The sequence below is a fragment of the Mycobacterium shigaense genome (assembly GCF_002356315.1).
GTDB lineage: Bacteria > Actinomycetota > Actinomycetes > Mycobacteriales > Mycobacteriaceae > Mycobacterium > Mycobacterium shigaense.
Genome location: NZ_AP018164.1, coordinates 243,192 through 260,505, shown reverse-complemented (window position 1 = coordinate 260,505; position 17,314 = coordinate 243,192). Strand labels below are relative to the sequence as shown.

At 67.3% G+C, this 17,314-nt stretch carries 13 protein-coding genes and 1 riboswitch; of the genes, 6 read left to right on the top strand and 7 right to left on the bottom strand.

Going from position 1 to position 17,314, the window contains the following annotated elements; translation table 11 throughout:
- The first annotated feature begins 6 nt into the window (after positions 1-6).
- Positions 7-480 (top strand): DUF2231 domain-containing protein, encoded by a 474-nt coding sequence (locus tag MSG_RS01220; protein ID WP_096436393.1) that lies wholly within the window; start codon positions 7-9, stop codon positions 478-480.
- Positions 481-490: 10 nt separating this feature from the next.
- Here the strand turns inward: MSG_RS01220 and MSG_RS01215 are convergent, their stop codons facing one another.
- Positions 491-2,065 carry a FadD7 family fatty acid--CoA ligase gene (locus MSG_RS01215; RefSeq protein WP_096436392.1) on the bottom strand — a complete coding sequence of 525 codons (1,575 nt, stop codon included), beginning with the start codon at positions 2,063-2,065 and terminating at the stop codon, positions 491-493.
- 209 nt (positions 2,066-2,274) lie between these two features.
- Here MSG_RS01215 and oxc point away from each other — a divergent pair, with 209 nt between their 5' ends.
- Positions 2,275-4,023 carry an oxalyl-CoA decarboxylase gene (oxc, locus tag MSG_RS01210; protein WP_258173955.1) on the top strand — a complete coding sequence of 583 codons (1,749 nt, stop codon included), beginning with the start codon at positions 2,275-2,277 and terminating at the stop codon, positions 4,021-4,023.
- On the opposite strand, the gene MSG_RS01205 is transcribed toward oxc, so the two are convergent.
- A complete protein-coding gene (locus MSG_RS01205) occupies positions 4,007-4,939 on the bottom strand; it encodes a LysR family transcriptional regulator (RefSeq protein WP_096436388.1) in 933 nt (310 codons plus the stop codon). The genes oxc and MSG_RS01205 overlap by 17 nt on opposite strands.
- 53 nt (positions 4,940-4,992) lie before the next feature.
- Positions 4,993-5,646, bottom strand: coding sequence for a cysteine hydrolase family protein (locus tag MSG_RS01200; RefSeq protein ID WP_096443894.1), 654 nt, complete (start codon positions 5,644-5,646; stop codon positions 4,993-4,995).
- A 162-nt stretch (positions 5,647-5,808) separates the two neighbouring features.
- Between MSG_RS01200 and MSG_RS01195 the strand changes: the two genes are divergently transcribed.
- Complete coding sequence (locus MSG_RS01195; RefSeq protein ID WP_096436386.1) at positions 5,809-6,576, top strand: L,D-transpeptidase; 768 nt, start codon at positions 5,809-5,811, stop codon at positions 6,574-6,576.
- Positions 6,577-6,738: 162 nt separating this feature from the next.
- Entirely contained in the window at positions 6,739-10,314 is a 3,576-nt protein-coding gene (gene car / locus MSG_RS01190) for a carboxylic acid reductase (protein WP_170063130.1), read from the top strand.
- 9 nt (positions 10,315-10,323) lie between these two features.
- Here car and MSG_RS01185 read toward each other — a convergent pair whose 3' ends face one another.
- Positions 10,324-10,929, bottom strand: a complete 606-nt coding sequence (locus MSG_RS01185) for a hypothetical protein (protein ID WP_096436384.1) — start codon at positions 10,927-10,929, stop codon at positions 10,324-10,326.
- A 93-nt stretch (positions 10,930-11,022) separates the two neighbouring features.
- Here MSG_RS01185 and MSG_RS01180 point away from each other — a divergent pair, with 93 nt between their 5' ends.
- The gene (locus tag MSG_RS01180) at positions 11,023-11,985 is read left to right on the top strand and encodes an NADP-dependent oxidoreductase (protein WP_096436382.1); all 963 of its coding nucleotides are present in this window, start codon (positions 11,023-11,025) and stop codon (positions 11,983-11,985) included.
- On the opposite strand, the gene MSG_RS01175 is transcribed toward MSG_RS01180, so the two are convergent.
- Together MSG_RS01175 and MSG_RS01170 are read right to left on the bottom strand one after the other, a co-directional pair.
- Positions 11,965-13,710, bottom strand: coding sequence for an NRAMP family divalent metal transporter (locus tag MSG_RS01175; RefSeq protein ID WP_096436380.1), 1,746 nt, complete (start codon positions 13,708-13,710; stop codon positions 11,965-11,967). The genes MSG_RS01180 and MSG_RS01175 overlap by 21 nt on opposite strands.
- A gap of 106 nt (positions 13,711-13,816) precedes the next feature.
- On the bottom strand, positions 13,817-14,032 hold the full coding sequence (locus MSG_RS01170; RefSeq protein ID WP_142404494.1) for a hypothetical protein: 216 nt from the start codon (positions 14,030-14,032) through the stop codon (positions 13,817-13,819).
- A gap of 228 nt (positions 14,033-14,260) precedes the next feature.
- Positions 14,261-14,434, bottom strand: a riboswitch (M-box (ykoK) riboswitch).
- 134 nt (positions 14,435-14,568) lie between these two features.
- On the opposite strand from MSG_RS01170, the gene MSG_RS01165 reads away from it, so the two are divergent.
- Positions 14,569-15,228 carry an O-methyltransferase gene (locus MSG_RS01165; RefSeq protein WP_096436376.1) on the top strand — a complete coding sequence of 220 codons (660 nt, stop codon included), beginning with the start codon at positions 14,569-14,571 and terminating at the stop codon, positions 15,226-15,228.
- Positions 15,229-15,231: 3 nt separating this feature from the next.
- On the opposite strand, the gene MSG_RS01160 is transcribed toward MSG_RS01165, so the two are convergent.
- Entirely contained in the window at positions 15,232-17,235 is a 2,004-nt protein-coding gene (locus MSG_RS01160; protein WP_096436374.1) for an acyltransferase family protein, read from the bottom strand.
- Positions 17,236-17,314: the final 79 nt, after the last annotated feature.

Genomic DNA, 17,314 nt, shown 5'->3' with positions numbered 1-17,314 from the left:
TCGATCATGTCGACGTTCAACGGCCTGCCCGTCCACATCCTGCTCAACCATTTCATCGTCGTTTTTGCCCCGTTGACCGCGATCTTGGCGATCGTGTGCGTGGTGTGGCCCGCGGCGCGGCGCCGGCTGATCTGGCTGGTCCTGCTGCTGGCGGTGGGCACGCTCGTGCTGACGCCGATGACGACCACCGCGGGCGTGTGGTTGTCGGCCCGCGTCGGTAGGCCGTCGCCAATCCTGATCAATCACGAACAGCTCGGCTCGACGCTGATCTACATCATCGCGGCGCTGGCGGGCACGGTGGCGCTGCTGGCCGCCCTGCACGTTCGGCTGGAGCGCGGGGTGCACGTCAAAGCGGCGCTGCACGCAGCGATCGCGGTGTTGGTCGTCGTCGCGGCCGTGGCCACGCTGGTGCAGACCTACCGCGTCGGCGACTCGGGCGCCCGGGCCGCCTGGGGCAACCTGACGTCGTCGGCCGGGTGAGCGCCCGCGCTCACGCGGGTCGGCCGAATTGTTCGGCCACGGCCCGACGATCCAGCGAGCCCTTGGCCGTGTGCGGCAACTCTTCGGCTTCGACGTAGCTGGTCGGGATTTCGAACGGCGCCAGCCGGTCGCGACAGAACGCCGCCAGCTCGTCCGGCGTCGGTGAACCAGGTTCCCGTGCAACGATCACCGCGGCCACCGTCTCGCCGTACATCTTGTCCAGCAGCGCGAACACGGCGACCTCCAGCACGCCCGGGTGGCTGGCCAACACGCCCTCGACGCGCTCCGGGGAAATCTTTTCCCCGCCCCGGTTGATGAGTTCCTTGATGCGGCCCCGGATGGTGAGATCGCCTGCGGTCGAAAGCGATCCCAGATCGCCGGTGCGCAACCAGCCGTCGGTGAAGTTGGCGGCGGTGATCGCCGGATCCCCGAGATAGCCGCGCACCACCGTCGGGCCGTGCAGCCAGACCTCCCCGACGGACTCGGCGGCAAGGGGTTGCCCGTCGGGGCCGGCGATCCGGATTTCCGGGCAGGTCGACTTGCCTACGAGACCCGTAGTCTCAGAAGGGTTTTCGTGGGCGTCGATACCTGTGGTGGCCACCTGATGGGTGGCCTCGGTCATCCCGAACGCACACACCACCGGAGCCGAGAACGTATCTTGCAGCGCCGCAGCTGTTTCCGTGGTGAGCGGGGCGCTGCAGCTGCGGATGAAGCGCAGTGCGATCTTGTCGCTGTCGGGCTGCTCGGTTTTCGCGCGCTCCAACAGGATCTGGTGGATCGTCGGGACCGCGGTGTACCAGGTGGCCCGGACGGCATCGATGTCGTCCCAGAAGGTGTGCGCAGAGAACTTCCCGCGCGCCGGCAACAACACCGTCCCCCCTGATGCCAGCGTCGACAACAGCGCGGCCACCAGCCCGTGCCCGTGATAGAGCGGCATCACCGCGACGGTGGCGTCCCGCGGGCCCAGCCGATAGCCGGCGACGATCGCCCGAACCGAGTCAGCCAGGTTGGCCCGAGTCCACGGCACCATCTTCGGCACGCCCGTCGTGCCCCCGGTGAACATGATCATGGCGTCGTCGCGACGCAGCCCCTGCGGCGTCGCAACATCCGACCTGGGCGCCGCCGCGGTGTCCAGGGCGACCCCGGGAGCGCGGCCGTCGCCGCCGGGGGTCACCGCGAGGGGCCACCACCGCGCGCCGGCCTCGGGATCGCCGTCACCGTCGACGAGCACCACACGCGCGCCCACCGCATCGCTGCGCACCACCTGCTCGCCGACGGGCAACGCCGGATCCAACGGCACCGCAACCAGCCCGGCCCGCGCTGCCGCCAACAACCCGACGACGAATTCGGCACTGCTCCCGGTACGCAGCCCGACGCGGTCACCTGGCGCCAGTCCGCCCTGCTTCAATTGCGCGGCCAGGTCCTCGACCAGGGCGGACAAGTCGCGGTAGCTGATCGGCAGGCGATCGGCCGAGACGACCAGCGCCGGCGCCTCGGGGTCCCGGGCCGCCGCCGCGGCAACCAGATCGGCGACGCTGGGGGATTCGTCGGTCAACTCCGCCGACGGGGTGATCAAGTCAGACATCGCCGTGGTCCTTCCGCTTTGCTCGAATGTGTACCAGTACCTGGTTGCACGATGCCGAGAAACCTCCCTATTCGTCCAATACTGTTCAGCTCACGATCGATAATCGGCAGCTATCGAGTCGGCTCCCCGCGGCCGCCGGTGGTCGATAATCAGCGTGGATCGGTGCATAGCGGTTCGGTCTTGGACACCGGCGGGACACCCGGGCCACAGTGACGGGTGACAGGCACAGACACACGAGGAGTCGGCACATGACCACACTGACCGATGGTTTTCACCTGGTGGTGGATGCCTTGAAGGCCAACGGCGTCCACACCATCTACGGGATCGTCGGCATCCCGATCACCGACCTGGCCCGCGTCGCACAGGCGTCCGGACTTCGTTACATCGGTTTCCGGCAAGAGGCCTCCGCCGGCAACGCGGCCGCGGCCGCCGGGTTTCTCACCCAGCGTCCCGGCATCTGCCTCACGACCTCCGGACCCGGGTTCCTCAACGGCCTGCCCGCGCTGGCCAACGCCACCACGAACTGCTTCCCGATGATCCAGATTTCCGGATCGAGCAATCGCGCGCTGGTCGACTTGCAGCGCGGCGACTACCAGGACCTCGATCAGCTGGAGGCCGCACGGCCGTTCGCGAAGGCGGCCTACCGGATCACCCGGGTGGAGGACATCGGCCGGGGCGTCGCCCGCGCGATTCGCACCGCGGTCTCCGGACGTCCCGGGGGCGTGTACCTCGACATCCCCGGCGCCGTACTGGGCCAGGCCATGGATGTGTCCGCCGCGGCGGACACCGTCTGGCGGGTGGTCGACCCGGCTCCGCGACAGTTGCCGGCGCCCGAGGCGGTCGATCGGGCACTCGAAGTGCTCGCGGGCGCGCAGCGACCGCTGATCGTGCTCGGCAAGGGCGCAGCCTACGCGCAGGCCGACGGCGTGATCCGGAAATTCGTTGAGTCCACCGGGATTCCGTATCTGCCGATGTCGATGGCGAAGGGCCTGCTGCCGGACTGCCACCCGCAGTCCGCCGCGGCGGCGCGCTCGCTGGCGATCGCCCGCGCCGACGCGGTGTTGCTGGTCGGCGCCCGGCTGAACTGGCTGCTCGGCCACGGGGAGTCACCGCAGTGGTCCGCCGATGCGAAATTCGTGCAAGTCGACATCGCGCCCACGGAGTTCGACAGCAACCAGCCGATCTTTGCGCCGTTGGTCGGCGACATCGGGTCGGTGCTGTCGGCGCTCTGCGACGGCCTGGGCGCCCGTCCGATCGCGGTGTCCGCGCAGTGGACCGACGAGCTGGCCGAGCGCAGGGCACGCAACGACGCCAAGATGCGCGAACGGCTGGACGAAGACCCTTACCCCATGCGGTTTTACAACGCACTCGGCGCTATTCATGCCGTGTTGCAGGACAATCCGGACATATACGTGGTCAACGAGGGAGCCAACGCACTCGATTTGGCCCGCAACGTGATCGAAATGCAGTTGCCGCGACACCGGCTCGACACCGGGACCTGGGGCGTCATGGGTATCGGCATGGGTTATGCCATCGCGGCCGCCGTCGAGACCGGCAGGCCGGTCGTCGCGATCGAGGGTGACAGCGCCTTCGGCTTCTCCGGCATGGAGATAGAGACGATCTGCCGCTACCAGTTGCCGGTGACCGTCGTCATCCTCAACAACGGCGGTGTCTACCGCGGCGACGAGGCGACAACCGGGGATGACCCGGCACCCACCGTGCTCAACGCACGGGCCCGTCACGAGTTGATCGCAGAGGCGTTCGGCGGCAAGGGATATCACGTCTCGACGCCGTCCGAGCTGCGCGCGGCGCTGGCCGAAGCGGTCGCCTCGGGCGGGCCGTCGATCGTCGACTGTGAGCTCGACCCGGCGGCCGGCGTGGAGAGCGGACATCTGGCAGGCCTCAACCCGGCCAGCGCGGCGACCGCGTCTCCCGCCGCGGTCAGCGCCGATGCGTGACGTCGGTCAGCTGGGCGTCGAAGAACTCGTTCAGCGCCAGCTGCCGGGCGGATGCGATGAGCGCGCGGGCGATCGGCGATCCCGGCCCGACGCGGCTGGTCGCGAGCGCGACTTCGGATTTGATAACCGGATCGACCATCTCGACCGCGCGGATGTCGGCCCTGGGCCGCGACGCCCACAGCCAGGTATGCGGGACGATGCACGCCCAGTTGCCCGTGGCCACCTGGGCGAAAAGCGAAGCCACAGAGTCGGTTTGGACCTGGGGCTCGATGGTGATCGCGTGCGCGGCGAAGGCTTCGTCGATGATCTGCCGGTTGCGCATGTCCGGCGTGAGCAGTGCCAGCGGCAGCTGCGCGGCTTCCGGCCAGGTCAACGTCGAGCCGCCGGCGGGCAACATCTCCGCCGACGACAGCAGCACATAGCGCTCCTGGTAAAGCGGTGTCATCTCGACGTCGTCGGCGTCGTCCGGGGCAATGTGCACGATCGCGGCGTCCAGCTCGAACTCGCGCAGGCGGCGAAGGAGTTCGGTGGAAGCCAGCCGGGAGCTGATCTGAACCTTCGCCAGGGGGTGCGCCGAGCAGAATGCCCACAGCAGCAGCGACACCGTCGTCGACGCGGCGGGAACGGTGCCCAGCCGCAGGGTTCCGGCGATTCCGGAACGCACCGCGTCCACCTCGGCCTTGAACGCGTCGTGCTCGGCCAGGATCCGCTTGGCCCACACGACCAACCGATCGCCTTCGGGGGTCAGACCCTCGAAGCTGTGGCCGCGGTTGATCAGCGTGACGTTCAGCTCGCGTTCCAGTTTGGCGATCGCGGCGGACAGGGCGGGTTGCGACACGTAGCACTTCTCCGCGGCTCGCGCGAAGTGGCGCTCCTGGGCAACCGCGACAAAGTACTCCAATTGTCGGAAGAGCACCGCACCTCCTCGGTCTGGCCCGCACCGATTTCGCTGAGGCTAGCGTGCCGCCATCAGGCCAGCCAATCCAGCGTCCGCGCTGTGTCGAGGACCGCCACCCCGATGGCGGAACATTCGCCGATTCCCCGCTCGTAGACCCCCGACACCGCATCCGAGACCAGCACGACCCGGAAATCACGTTCGGAGGCCTCGTAGATCGACGTCCGCGGACAGTTGGGAAAATTGCAGCCCGCGAAAACCAGAGTGCTGCTGCCACTCTCACGCAGGTGTCGCTCAAGTCCGGTGTCGTAGAAGGCGCCCCAACGCGACTTGTACAAGACGTGCTCTGCTGGGCCGATTTGTTGCAGGCCGCCGGACAGCAGCAGCTCATAATCCAGTTCGATTTCTGCGGGTAGCAATTCGGCGGCGATCTGTGACCCCGGGCTGCCCGGCAGCGCGATGCGAGCCCCCTGCTCGATCGACTGCCGCCGGACCAGGTCGACGTTCGACCCGTCCGGTCGATGCAGCCGGACGATGTGGACGATGGGCAGCCCCCGCCGCCGGAACGCGGTGGCCAGCTTCGCGATTGCCGGGATCACCGCATGCGTGCCCGCGACGGGCATCGCCGCCTGCCCGCCCGGTGCGTCCAGAAAATCGCGCTGCACGTCGATCAGCAGCAATGCCGCCGATTCCGCCAGCGGGCGGGTATACCGGTCGCCTTGCGTCACCTCAACCCGCTCCCTGTCCACCGGCCAGTGCTGGGATCGACCTCAAACCGAGATCGAATCGTCACCGCGAGCGGGAATCCCACGTTTGCCCAAAACCCCTGATGCCGAGACAGCCAGTACGATATCGTCGTAGTAATCGCACCATCCCGAAGGGCGGGCGCCATGCGTCGAGGGGTTCGTTATCTGGCTGTGCTGGCCGCGATCACGGGCTTGGGCATCGCCGGAACCACCGTAGCATCGCCCGCGCCCAGCGGCGCCTCGGTCGCACTACCCCAATCGGCTCCCACCGTCGCCTCGGTTTTGCCCGCGGATGGTGCCGTGGTGGGCGTCGCGCATCCCGTCGTCGTGACATTCACCGCGCCGGTGACCGATCGCGCCGGGGCCGAACGCACCATCCGGGTCAGCTCGCCCGGCAACATGACCGGCCATTTCGAGTGGCCCGAGAACAATGTCGTGCAGTGGATTCCGAATCACTACTGGCCCGCTCACAGCCACGTCGCGGTGGGCGTGCAGGAGCTGACGACGGGCTTTGATGTCGGTGACCAGTTCCTCGGCGTCGCCAGCATCTCCGGACACACCTTCACCGCCAGCCGCAACGGCGAGGTACTGCGGACCATGCCGGCATCGATGGGCAAACCCAGTCGTCCGACACCGATCGGCAACTTCACCGCCCTGGAGAAGCAGCGCAGCGTCGTGATGGATTCGCGGACCATCGGCATCCCGCTGAGCTCCCCCGAGGGATACAAGATCACCGCTCAATACGCGGTCCGGGTGACCTGGAGCGGCGTCTACGTGCATTCGGCGCCGTGGTCGGTCGACTCGCAGGGCCACTCCAACGTCAGTCACGGGTGCATCAACCTGAGCCCGGACAATGCCGCCTGGTATTTCAACCAGGTCAACGTCGGCGATCCCATCGAGGTCGTGGCCTGACAACGGCTGTTGTGCCGGCGCTCTCAACGGCCCTGACATGCGAACCCGCATCGCGGGCCCGGCCTCTCGACAGGTGTGTGGCGGCAGTCACACCGGCCTGATGGAAGACTCCGGGCAGACGGCAAGTTCCGTTTAGGGAGTCACCCGAACGAGAGGCCGGCCATGACTGAGGTTGCGAAACTCATCGACGACGCCAATCCCGACACGTTCCCGACGGCCCGGGCCAGGGCGGCCGAGCGAATCGGCCGGTTGCAGGCAGACGACGAACAGTTCCGCAACGCCAAACCTGACCTTTCCCTGCAAGAGGCGGCCCGCCGGCCCGGTCTGCGGCTGCCGCAGATCCTCGAGATGTTCGTCCAGGGATACGCCGATCGCCCGGCGCTGGGGTGGCGGGCGCGTTCGCTGGTGACCGATCCGGCGACGGGCCGCACCGCCGCGCGGTTGCTGCCGCGGTTCGACACCATCACCTACCGCGATCTGTGGGCCAACGTCCGCGCGGTGGCGGCGGCGTGGGCGCAGGACGTGGCCGATCCCCTGACGCCGGGCGATTTCGTCGCCACCGTCGGTTTCGCCAGCCCGGAGTATCTGACCCTCGACCTGGCCTGCGGTTACCTCGGCCTGGTGGCGGTCCCCTTGCAGCAGAGTGCCGCAGCATCGCGGTTGCAGCCGATCATCGCCGAGGTCGAGCCCCGGGTAATTGCCTCGGGCGCAGGGTATCTCGATTTGGCCGTCGACGCGGCCCTGGGCAGCTCCTCGCTGCGGCGGCTGGTGGTCTTCGATTACGAACCGCAGGTCGACGAGCAACGCGAAAGCCTGGCGCGGGCGCGGGCGCGGCTGGCCGACGCCGGCATGGCGGTGACCATCGAGATTTTCGACGAGTTGGTTCGACGCGGTCGGGCGCTGCCGGCCCAGCCGATGTTTACCGGCGATACCGATGAGCGGCTGGCCATGATCCTCTACACCTCGGGAAGCACCGGATTGCCCAAGGGCGCCATGCAAACCGAACGAATGGTCGCCAAGTGGTGGACCGCCGAGCTGCAACCCGACTTCGCCGACATCCCGGTGTTCAACGTGAACTTCATGCCGCTGAATCACGTCGGCGGGCGCATTCCGCTGGCGACGGCGTTCCAGTCCGGGGGGACCAGCTATTTCGTCCCGGAAAGCGACCTGTCCACGCTGTTCGAGGACTGGAACCTGGTGCGTCCCACCGACCTGGGCATGGTGCCTCGGGTTGCCGAGATGCTCTACCAGCGTTATCAGAGCGCGGTCGACCGTCTCGTCTTCGAGGGCGCCGATCCCGCGGAAGCCGACGCCGAGGCCAAAACCGAACTGCGCGAGCATATTCTGGGTGGCCGCATCGTCAAGAGCTTCTCCACCACGGCGCCGCTGGCGGCCGAGATGAAGAACTTCATCGAGGCTTGCCTGGACGTCAATGTCTTCGACGGGTACGGCCTGACCGAGCTGCTGATGGTCGCCAGGGACGGCGTGATGGCACGGCCGCCCGTCATCGACTACAAATTGGTCGACGTTCCCGAGCTGGGTTATTTCCTGACCGACAAGCCATTTCCGCGGGGCGAGCTGCTGGTGAAGTCGGAGACGGCTTTCCCCGGGTATTTCAAACGCCCCGACGTCACCGCGGCCGCGTTCGACGACGACGGCTACTACCGCACCGGCGACGTGATGGCCGAGCTCGGGCCCGACCACGTCAAGTACGTCGACCGGCGCAACAACGTGTTGAAGCTGGCGCAGGGCGAATTCGTCGCCGTCGCGCGGCTGGAAGCCGTGTTCTCCACCGCCGCCCTGGTCCGGCAGATCTTCCTGTACGGCAATAGCGAGCGCCCTTACTTGTTGGCCGTCGTGGTCCCGACCGACGAGGCGCGGAACAAGTTCGCCGGCGATGCACTCAGAGCGGTGCTCAGCGAATCGCTGCGCCAGACGGCCAATCAGGCTGAGCTGCAATCGTACGAGATACCCGCCGACTTCCTCGTGGAGGACGAGCCGTTCAGCGAGGAAAACGGGCTGCTGTCGAGCGTGGGAAAGCTGTTGCGGCCCAAGCTCAAGGAGCACTACGGCGAGCAGCTCGAGGCACGCTACGCCGAGCTGTCGGCCAGCCGCTCGGCCGACCTGCGCGCGCTGCGCGACGGCGCCGCCGACCGTCCGGTGATCGACACGCTCACGCGCGCCGCCCAATCGCTGCTGGGCCTGCCCGGCGGTCCGCCGCAACCGGATGCGCAGTTCCTCGAACTCGGCGGGGACTCGTTGTCTGCGCTGACCTACTCCAACCTGCTCTACGACCTCTTCGACGTGGAGGTGCCGGTCGGTCAGATCATCAGCCCGGCGTCGAGCCTGCGACAGATCGCTGATTACGTTGAGGCTGAACGCCGCTCGGGATCCAAGCGGCCCACCTTCGCCACCGTGCACGGGCGCGGCGCGACACAGGTTCGCGCGGCCGACCTGACGCTGGACAAGTTCATCGACGCCAAAACCTTGGCCGAGTCCCCCAACCTGCCGCGGGTGACCGGCACACCACACACGGTTTTGTTGACCGGCGCCAACGGCTATCTGGGGCGGTTCTTGGCGCTCGAGTGGCTGCAGCGGCTGGCCGAGAGCGGGGGCAAGCTCGTCACGATCGTGCGCGGCGCCGACCCGGACGCCGCCGCGCGCCGGCTCGAGGGCGTCTTCGACAGCGGGGATCCGCAACTACTGGAGCAGTTCCGCGATCTGGCTGCCGCACACCTGGAGATCATCGTCGGCGATATCGGTGAGCCGAATCTTGGTCTGGATCAAGCAGTCTGGGATAAACTGGCGCAGCGGGTGGACCTCATCGTCCATCCCGCGGCCCTGGTCAACCACGTCTTGCCCTACGACCAGTTGTTCGGCCCCAACGTCGTCGGCACCGCCGAGCTGATCCGGCTGGCCATCACCACGCGCATCAAGCCGATCACCTACTTGTCGACGGTCTCGGTGGCCATGTCGGTCGATCCGGCCAGGTTCACCGAGGACGGCGACATCCGCGCGATCAGCCCGGTCCGGCCCATCGACGACAGTTATGCCAACGGGTACGGCAACAGCAAGTGGGCCGGCGAGGTGCTGCTGCGCGAGGCGAACGACCTGTGCGGCCTGCCGGTCGCGGTGTTCAGGTCCGACCTGATCCTTGCCCACAGCCGCTACGCGGGGCAGTTGAACGTGCCGGACATGTTCACCCGCTTGATCATCAGCCTGCTGGCGACGGGCATCGCGCCGTTCTCGTTCTACCAGACCGACGCCCAGGGCCACCGCGCGATCGCGCATTTCGACGGTCTGCCAGCGGAGTTCGTCGCCGAATCGGTCACCACACTCGGCGAGCAGACGGCCACCTGCGTCGAGACGACGGCGAGCTACCGGTCATTCGACGTGATGAATCCGCACGACGACGGCATCTCACTGGATGTGTTCGTGGATTGGCTGATCGAGGCCGGTCACGACATCCGGCGTATCGACGACCATGACGAATGGCTCGCGCGCTTCGAGACCGCGCTACGGGCCCTACCGGAGAAGCAGCGTCAGCTGTCGGTGCTGCCCTTGCTCAACGCCTACCGCAGGCCGGAGCGACCGCTGCGTGGCGCGCCGGCTCCCACGGATGCGTTCCGGGCGGCGGTGCGGGAAGCCAAAATTGGTGCGGACAAAGATATTCCAAACCTCTCGGCGGCATTGATCGACAAGTACGTCGCGGATCTGCGGCTGCTGGGCCTGATCTGAACTCCCAGGCTAGCTGTGCAATCCGCTCTTGATCGCGGCGTCTTGTTTGCGGCCGATATCCGTCGCCACGGCGGGGTCGATCGGATCATCGGGAGCCCCATCGAATTCCAGGTCGACCAACGCCCTGCCCTCGGTGAACAGCAACACCGTCATCGATTGGGAATTATCCGGCGACACACCCGAAATGATGACCCCGTTCGAGCCGACGTCGACCGGTTGCCAGGCGCCGCTGACCTTGCCCCCATAGTTCGTCTTGGTGTTGTCGACGCCGACCACCGCCGTGGCGGGATCGGCGACGATCTGGATGCTGTCGCCGACCCGGCGGCTCTTGTCGGCGTTGATGAAGAACTGCGAAACACCGGAGGTGTTGTTCGGGTTGAGCACCGGCGGCTGCGCCGCGACGAAATCCGCACCCAGGTCGTTCGGCTTGATCAGCAACCCGCTGTAGTCGGTGGCCTGTGCGGGTGACGGGCCGGTCATCGCGCCCGGGCCGGGAAGCGGGGCGGGGGTCGACGACGGGGCTTTGCCGCTGTTGGCGCAGCCGGCGGCAGCCGCTGCAGCCATCACAATGGCGACGACCGCCCGGCCGGCGACGGGTTTTTGGGCACTGTGCATGGGCATTCCTTCCGTGGAAAAGGCCAGCGGATACGAAGATACGCGCCCGGTGTAGCCGGCAACGGGTTGGATTCGAGGGATAGGGAGATCGAGATGGCCACGGCAACGGCACGCGCGGTGCGGTTCGACCGGTACGGCGATCGGAACGTGTTGTATGTGGCCGACATCGACATGCCGCGCCCCGGAGCCGACGAGGTGGTCGTCGAGGTGCGCGCCGCCGCGATCAACCCCGGCGAGGCCGCCATCCGCTCGGGCGCGCTGCACGATTTGTTCCCCGCCACGTTCCCGTCGGGCGAAGGCAGCGACTTGGCCGGCGTCGTCACGGCGGTGGGACCCGGGGTCGGGGATTTCGCGGTCGGCGACGAGGTGCTGGGGTTCAGTTTCCAGCGGTCCAGCCATGCCACCCACGCCGTCGTCCCGGTGCAGCAATTGATCCGCAAACCTGCCCAATTGAGTTGGGCAGCGGCGGGTTCGCTGTATGTCGTCGGCGCGACGGCTTACGCCGCCGTCCGCGCGGTCGACCCCCGGCCCGGCGAGACGGTCGCCGTGTCGGCTGCCGCCGGCGGCGTCGGCAGCCTGGTAGTGCAACTGCTGACCCTGCGCCAGGCGCGGGTGCTGGGCATCGCCGGGCCGGGCAACGCCGACTGGCTGCGAGCGCGCAGCGTCACGCCGATCCCCTACGGGGACGGGCTGGCCGACCGGCTGCGGGCGGCCGCGCCGAACGGAATCGATGCGTTCATCGACCTGTTCGGCCCCGACTACATCCAGGTGGCCGTCGACCTCGGTGTAGCACCGCAGCGGATCGACACCATCATCTCGTTCGCGAAGGCGGCCGAGGTCGGCGCCAAGACGGAGGGCAGCACCGATGCGTCGACGCGGGAAGTGCTCGCCGAGATCGCCGAGCTGATCGCTTCCGGTGCCCTCGAGTTCGACATCGCGGCGACCTATCCGCTGGACCGGGTTGCCGACGCCTTCGAGGAGCTCGAAAAGCGGCACACGCACGGCAAAATCGTCCTGCTGCCCAACGGGTCAGGATCATCCAGCGTGCACGGCTAAGGCAACCTCGACGACCTTGATCACGACGAATACGACGGCCAGGACCAGATAGCCACGCAGTGTCAACAGACCCGCCCGGCGAATCGGCGACATCGTCGGCCGTTCCAGGGTCGCCAGGTTGGGTGTCTGCCACGTGTTGCGGTCCTGCCGGAGGACCGCCCGGCGTTCGGCACGCGTGAGCGACGGGACGTCGTCGATCTCATCGACGTCCTTGGGGTTCAGCCCTCCGCCGAGTTCTGCTGCCACGACGCGTGCCTCGCATCGGTCGTTGTAGCGCCGAGCCGCCACGATGGCGGCAGCGCCGCCGACGATTCCGAGTGCGGCGCCAGCCGCGAACCCTGCTTCGATGACGGCGGTGGACAGGTTGCTGAAGAGCGTCGTAGCCGTCAGCGCCAGCGACAACAGCACCAAAGACCACACGATTATCCAAGCAACGATGTTCTGTCGCAACGTGTTTACCCACGGTCCCAGGATGGCGCGGTCGTTGCAGAGCAGCACCAGAAAGACCGTCGCCGACGGCAGCAAGACCCCGGCCAGTGCCTGCACACCTTGAGTCACCAGCCCCAGAATGTGGTCCGGGCTGAAAGCGACACCAGCCGAGACGGCGAGAATCACCGCGTATCCACCGTAGAACAGCGGGGCCTCGGTGACCTTCCAGTGCAGCGAGTGCCGCTTGCCCATCGCGTCGCCGATGGCATATGTGGTCGCCAGTCCGACGGCATTGGCCCCGATCAACGATGCGTCCAGCAAGATGACGGCGAACAAGACACCCACCGTGCTGCCGAGGTGGTGGGACAGCCCGGTCGCCACCGCACCGGCATCGGTGAAGTTGCCGGCATCAGCGGTGCCGGCCAACCCGAAGGCGCTCACCGCCATCAGGGCCGTCGCACCCACCGTGACAACAATAATCCCGATGACCAAATCGGCTCTCCCGTAGGGAATCCAACGAGCCGTGATGCGCTTGTCGACGACGTTGGACTGCTGGAAGAACAACTGCCACGGCGCCACCGTGGTGCCCACGATCGCGACGGTCAACAACAACACGGTGGAATTCATCCCGCCCGGGAACTGCGGTACCAGACCGGCGGCGGTTCCCGTCAGGGAGGGGTGGACCAGCAGGACCATCGGGATGAACAGCACGTTCACCGCGATCAGCAGGAACATCAAAGCTTCCCAGCGCCGAAACGATCCGCCCGCGACAACAGCGAACAGCAGCACGGCGGCGGCCGGGACCGCAACAACTTTGGGGCAACCCAGGAATCCGAGTGACATTGCGACACCGATGAATTCGGTGACAATCGTCAACGCGTTGACGATCAACAGGTCAGCGAGGCTGAAGGCGCCCCAGAACTTGCCGAAGCGCTCGAAGATGAGGCGCGCGTGGCCGACCCGGCTGACCGCACCCAAGCGCAACACCATCTCCTGGTTCACGTAAAGGACCGGGATCAGCAGCGCCAACGTCCACAGCAACGCCATGCCGTAGTTCTGCCCGGCTTGTGTGTAGGTCGCGACACCGCCCGCGTCGTTGTCGCCGACCATCACGATCAACCCCGGGCCGGTGATGACCAGCAGCGTCCGTAGTCGCCGAAGGCGGCCGGTGAAGGCGCCGTCGCCGTCGCGGCGGATGCGGCCGAACGCGCCGACGATATCGCCGGTGTGCGCCGGGTCCAAGACGGCCTGCCCCACCGCCTCGTGGGGAGTGCTTCCAGGTAGCAATGAAGTCATTTGGGTTCTCACTAACTCGAGTTGACGGGTGGCTGCGGACGGTGTTGTTCCGGCGGGCACTCAGCGGCGCGCGTCGCGTCGCCGCGCGCCGCTGAGTGCAAACGAACTACCGACGGTGATCGACGGCATCGGGCGAATGTCCACCAAGCGATGCGGTGACCACCGCAATCGGCATCCGCGATACATACAGGTTGGCCCGCTCTTGCGGAGTCAGCGCGGTCCGTGCGCACAACTTCCCCAACAGCAGTCGGCCCGCACGCAGCATCGACCTTCCGCGCAACCCGTTCATGCCGGAAACGTGATGTGTGACAACAAAAGCCATGATCTTTCCCTCTCGGAGATCCGATCGGCTCGCGTCACCCCGCGGCGTACCCGCGAAAGTTCAGGTGCCAGAAGGAATGCCGCGACCGGATCGGGATAAGACAGATTTCGGATAGGGACTATCGCCGGGACTCATCTCGTCCTCACCTCCTCGCGGCCGGGACACACGCGGGTGTCGCTACCTCACCTGTCTGAGAAGAGGCGCGGAGGAGCAGCGGAAATGCCACCGCTCGCACCCCTCTCGTCGGAGCTTTGGCACTGCACGGCGTATCTGGAGTAATTCCAGAAGCCACTTGGGCTCGACCCTTCGGTCCGGGAAGAGCTGTCCTGACCCGGGGCGTCTCTCGACGTTCGGGGTCAGTGGCCTGTATCCATGCAGACGCCTCACCTACCGAGGTGCTTGCCCAACCATGTTCGCACCGCGACCCGCCGCACGTCAAACGGCTTACCGCTCCCGTTACGTCGGCGTGATCGGGCTCACCCTCACCAGTTCGGCCACTGAGCGTGCCTTAGTTTGCGGGGCCTATCCTCGAAAATATGTCGACTACCTTGCAAGACCCCCGCGTCGCGACCGTGCTGGACCGGATGTACACCGCATCGAAAGAGCAGATGTCGCAGTTGCACGAGCGGGGCCGTGATTTCAATCGCCCGATGACCACGCGGGAGCGCGCCGAGGCGATGAGCGACTTCTACATCCCGGTGACGCCGGACGCCGGCCGGCTGCTGTACTCGCTGGTGCGGGCCACCCGCCCCGCCACCATCGTCGAATTCGGCATGTCCTTCGGTATCTCCGCCCTGCATCTGGCGGCCGGGGTGCGCGACAACGGCTCCGGGCGGGTGGTCACCACCGAGCTCAGTGAGACCAAGATCGCGGCGGCGAAGAAGACGTTCGCCGAGACGGGCCTGGACGACGTGATCACCATCCTGGAAGGCGACGCGCTGACCACGCTGGAAAGCGTTGACGGCGCAATTGATTTCGTGCTGCTGGACGGTTGGAAGGATTTGTACCTGCCCGTGATCGAGCTGTTGGAGCCCCGCCTGTCCACCGGCGCGTTGGTCATCGCGGACAACGCCAGCTCGGCTGACATGGCGCCGTATCTGGATCGAGTGCGCAACCAGGATAGCGGCTACGTGAGCTTCAATTTCCTCGTCCGCGACGCCGACAGCATGGAAATCAGCTGCCGCACCGGGGATTGACGCCTAACGCAGCGACTCCTCGAGCCACGGCGTCAGCCATCGCACCCCCTCGGGGGTCAGATGGACGCCGTCGCTGCGCACCTTGATGCCGTCGACCTTGGCGGTGTAGACACCGTCGGGGCATAGCTTTTTGTTGAGGTCCAGGATCTGCACGCCCGGGTGTTGCGCAACGGTGTTGCGCAGCATGGTGTTCCACTGATTGACTCGGTCCGGCTGGTCCTCCGGATACAGGCGGCCGTCCGGCTTCTCGCCGCCGCGGCTGTAGGGCACACTGGCCACCACCACGCGAACACCGTTGGCGCTCACGATGTTCAGGGCTCGCTGCAGCTCGCCGTTGAGGTAGGCGTCGAACGTGGGATCGCCGATGTGCGTCCACTGCCCCTCGTTGACCCGATCGACGGTTTCCCAGCGGCCGATGACCAGCAGCGCGACGTCCGGCTGGTCCTGGCTGACCTGGGCCGCCCATCTGATCGGCCAGCCGTCGCACTCCGATCTTTGCTCGAGGGTCTGGCCGAGGTAGCGGTACGGAGTTCCGCGCACCAGGCTGCAGCCGATCACCGTGTGGTCGAGGAACGCGAATCCCGGTGTGGGCGGCAGGTAGTGCATCCAGGTCCAGCCGATCGAATCACCGAACACCGAAACCGTGAACGGCCGGTTGGGATCCCGCGGCCCGACCGGGCGGCTGCCGCCCGGCTGCGCCGGGGAGACCGCCGCGACCGCCGATATCCCGGGCGGCAGGCCGGCCTCATGCAGGCCGGTGCCGGTGCCCACCGGGATGACCAGCAACGTCACCGCAGCGGCCGAGGCCACCGTTGCAGCTGCCAGCGGCAGCAACGCCACCCGGGCGGGTCGCCAGCGCCGGATGGGTTGCTCGATCAGCCAGTACGAGGCCGCGGACACCACCAGGGTGGCCCCGCATCGGGCCGCGAACAGCGGCAGCCCGCTCCACCGGGTGAGTTCGCCATTGAGCGCCAGGAAGATTGGCCAGTGCCATAGGTAGATGCCGTAGGAGATGGCCCCAAGCCACACCAGCGGAGGCAGGGCCAGCGCGCGGGCCACCAGGCCGCGCTGCTCGAGGGCGACCGGCGCGACGACGAGGACGGCCGCGATCGCAACCTCGATCAGCAGGCCGTGCCGGAAGTCGCCGGCGCTGCCCGTCGCCCAGTGCGTCGCCGCGGCCAGGCCGGCCAGTCCGACGATCGGCAGCGCGCGGGCGAGCCGCCGTCCCCAGCGGCTGCGGATCAAGCACCAGCCGCGGTTGAGCGACGGCCAGTCCCGCACCAGCAGGGCCGCCGCCGCCGAGCCGACCAGCAACGCCTGCACGCGGGTGTCGGTGCCGAAATAGATCCGGTCCCGCGTGCGGTCGGAGACGAAGACGATGGCGGCGGCCGCGGACGCCAACGCGCCTACCGTGGCGATCAGGAAGATGGCGAATCGAACGTCGCCCACGGTGGCCCGCTGGAAGTAGCGCTTGGCGCGCCACGCAAGCAGCAGGGTCACGCCGATCAGCAGCATTGGCCAGACGAAATAGTACTGCTCCTCGACCCCGAGCGACCAGGCGTGCTGCAGCGGCGACGGCGGGGCGCCCTGCGTGAAGTAGTCGGTGTGCTGCGCGACGAACCGCCAGTTCGCCACCCACAGAAACGCGGCGAGCGCATCGTCGCGTAACCCGTTGAGCGACTGCGCCGGCAGCAGTTCACGGGCCGCGCCCACGGCGAGCACCATGAGCACCAGCGCCGGCAACAAGCGGCGGGCGCGGCGAATCCAGAACCCGGTCAGGCTGATACGGCCGCTGCGGCCCAGCTCGTCGAGCAGCAGCGAGGTGATGAGGAATCCGGACAGGACGAAGAACACGTCGACGCCGAGGAACCCACCGCTCATGCCGGCGATGCCGCCGTGGTCGGCGAGCACCAGGGCGACGGCTAGTGCGCGCAGCCCGTCGAGCGCGGGGATGCCACCGGGGCGCTCGGGCTTGTCCCAGATCGCGAGCCGGCCGGCGCGGCGCACCGGGTCGACCCAGCCGCGCTGCCGAGCAGAAGAGGCCGGTGCGGGATGCGCCCCGCCCGGTTCAGTGCCCGCTGTTCGA

Bases quoted from the DNA above. Each gene is read 5' to 3' on its own strand.
- MSG_RS01220 (WP_096436393.1), top strand. From the start codon at position 7: ATGTCGACGTTCAACGGCCTGCCCGTCCACATCCTGCTCAACCATTTC.
- MSG_RS01215 (WP_096436392.1), bottom strand. From the start codon at position 2,065: ATGTCTGACTTGATCACCCCGTCGGCGGAGTTGACCGACGAATCCCCC.
- MSG_RS01195 (WP_096436386.1), top strand. From the start codon at position 5,809: ATGCGTCGAGGGGTTCGTTATCTGGCTGTGCTGGCCGCGATCACGGGC.
- car (WP_170063130.1), top strand. From the start codon at position 6,739: ATGACTGAGGTTGCGAAACTCATCGACGACGCCAATCCCGACACGTTC.
- MSG_RS01185 (WP_096436384.1), bottom strand. From the start codon at position 10,929: ATGCACAGTGCCCAAAAACCCGTCGCCGGCCGGGCGGTCGTCGCCATT.
- MSG_RS01180 (WP_096436382.1), top strand. From the start codon at position 11,023: ATGGCCACGGCAACGGCACGCGCGGTGCGGTTCGACCGGTACGGCGAT.
- MSG_RS01175 (WP_096436380.1), bottom strand. From the start codon at position 13,710: ATGACTTCATTGCTACCTGGAAGCACTCCCCACGAGGCGGTGGGGCAG.
- MSG_RS01170 (WP_142404494.1), bottom strand. From the start codon at position 14,032: ATGGCTTTTGTTGTCACACATCACGTTTCCGGCATGAACGGGTTGCGC.
- MSG_RS01165 (WP_096436376.1), top strand. From the start codon at position 14,569: ATGTCGACTACCTTGCAAGACCCCCGCGTCGCGACCGTGCTGGACCGG.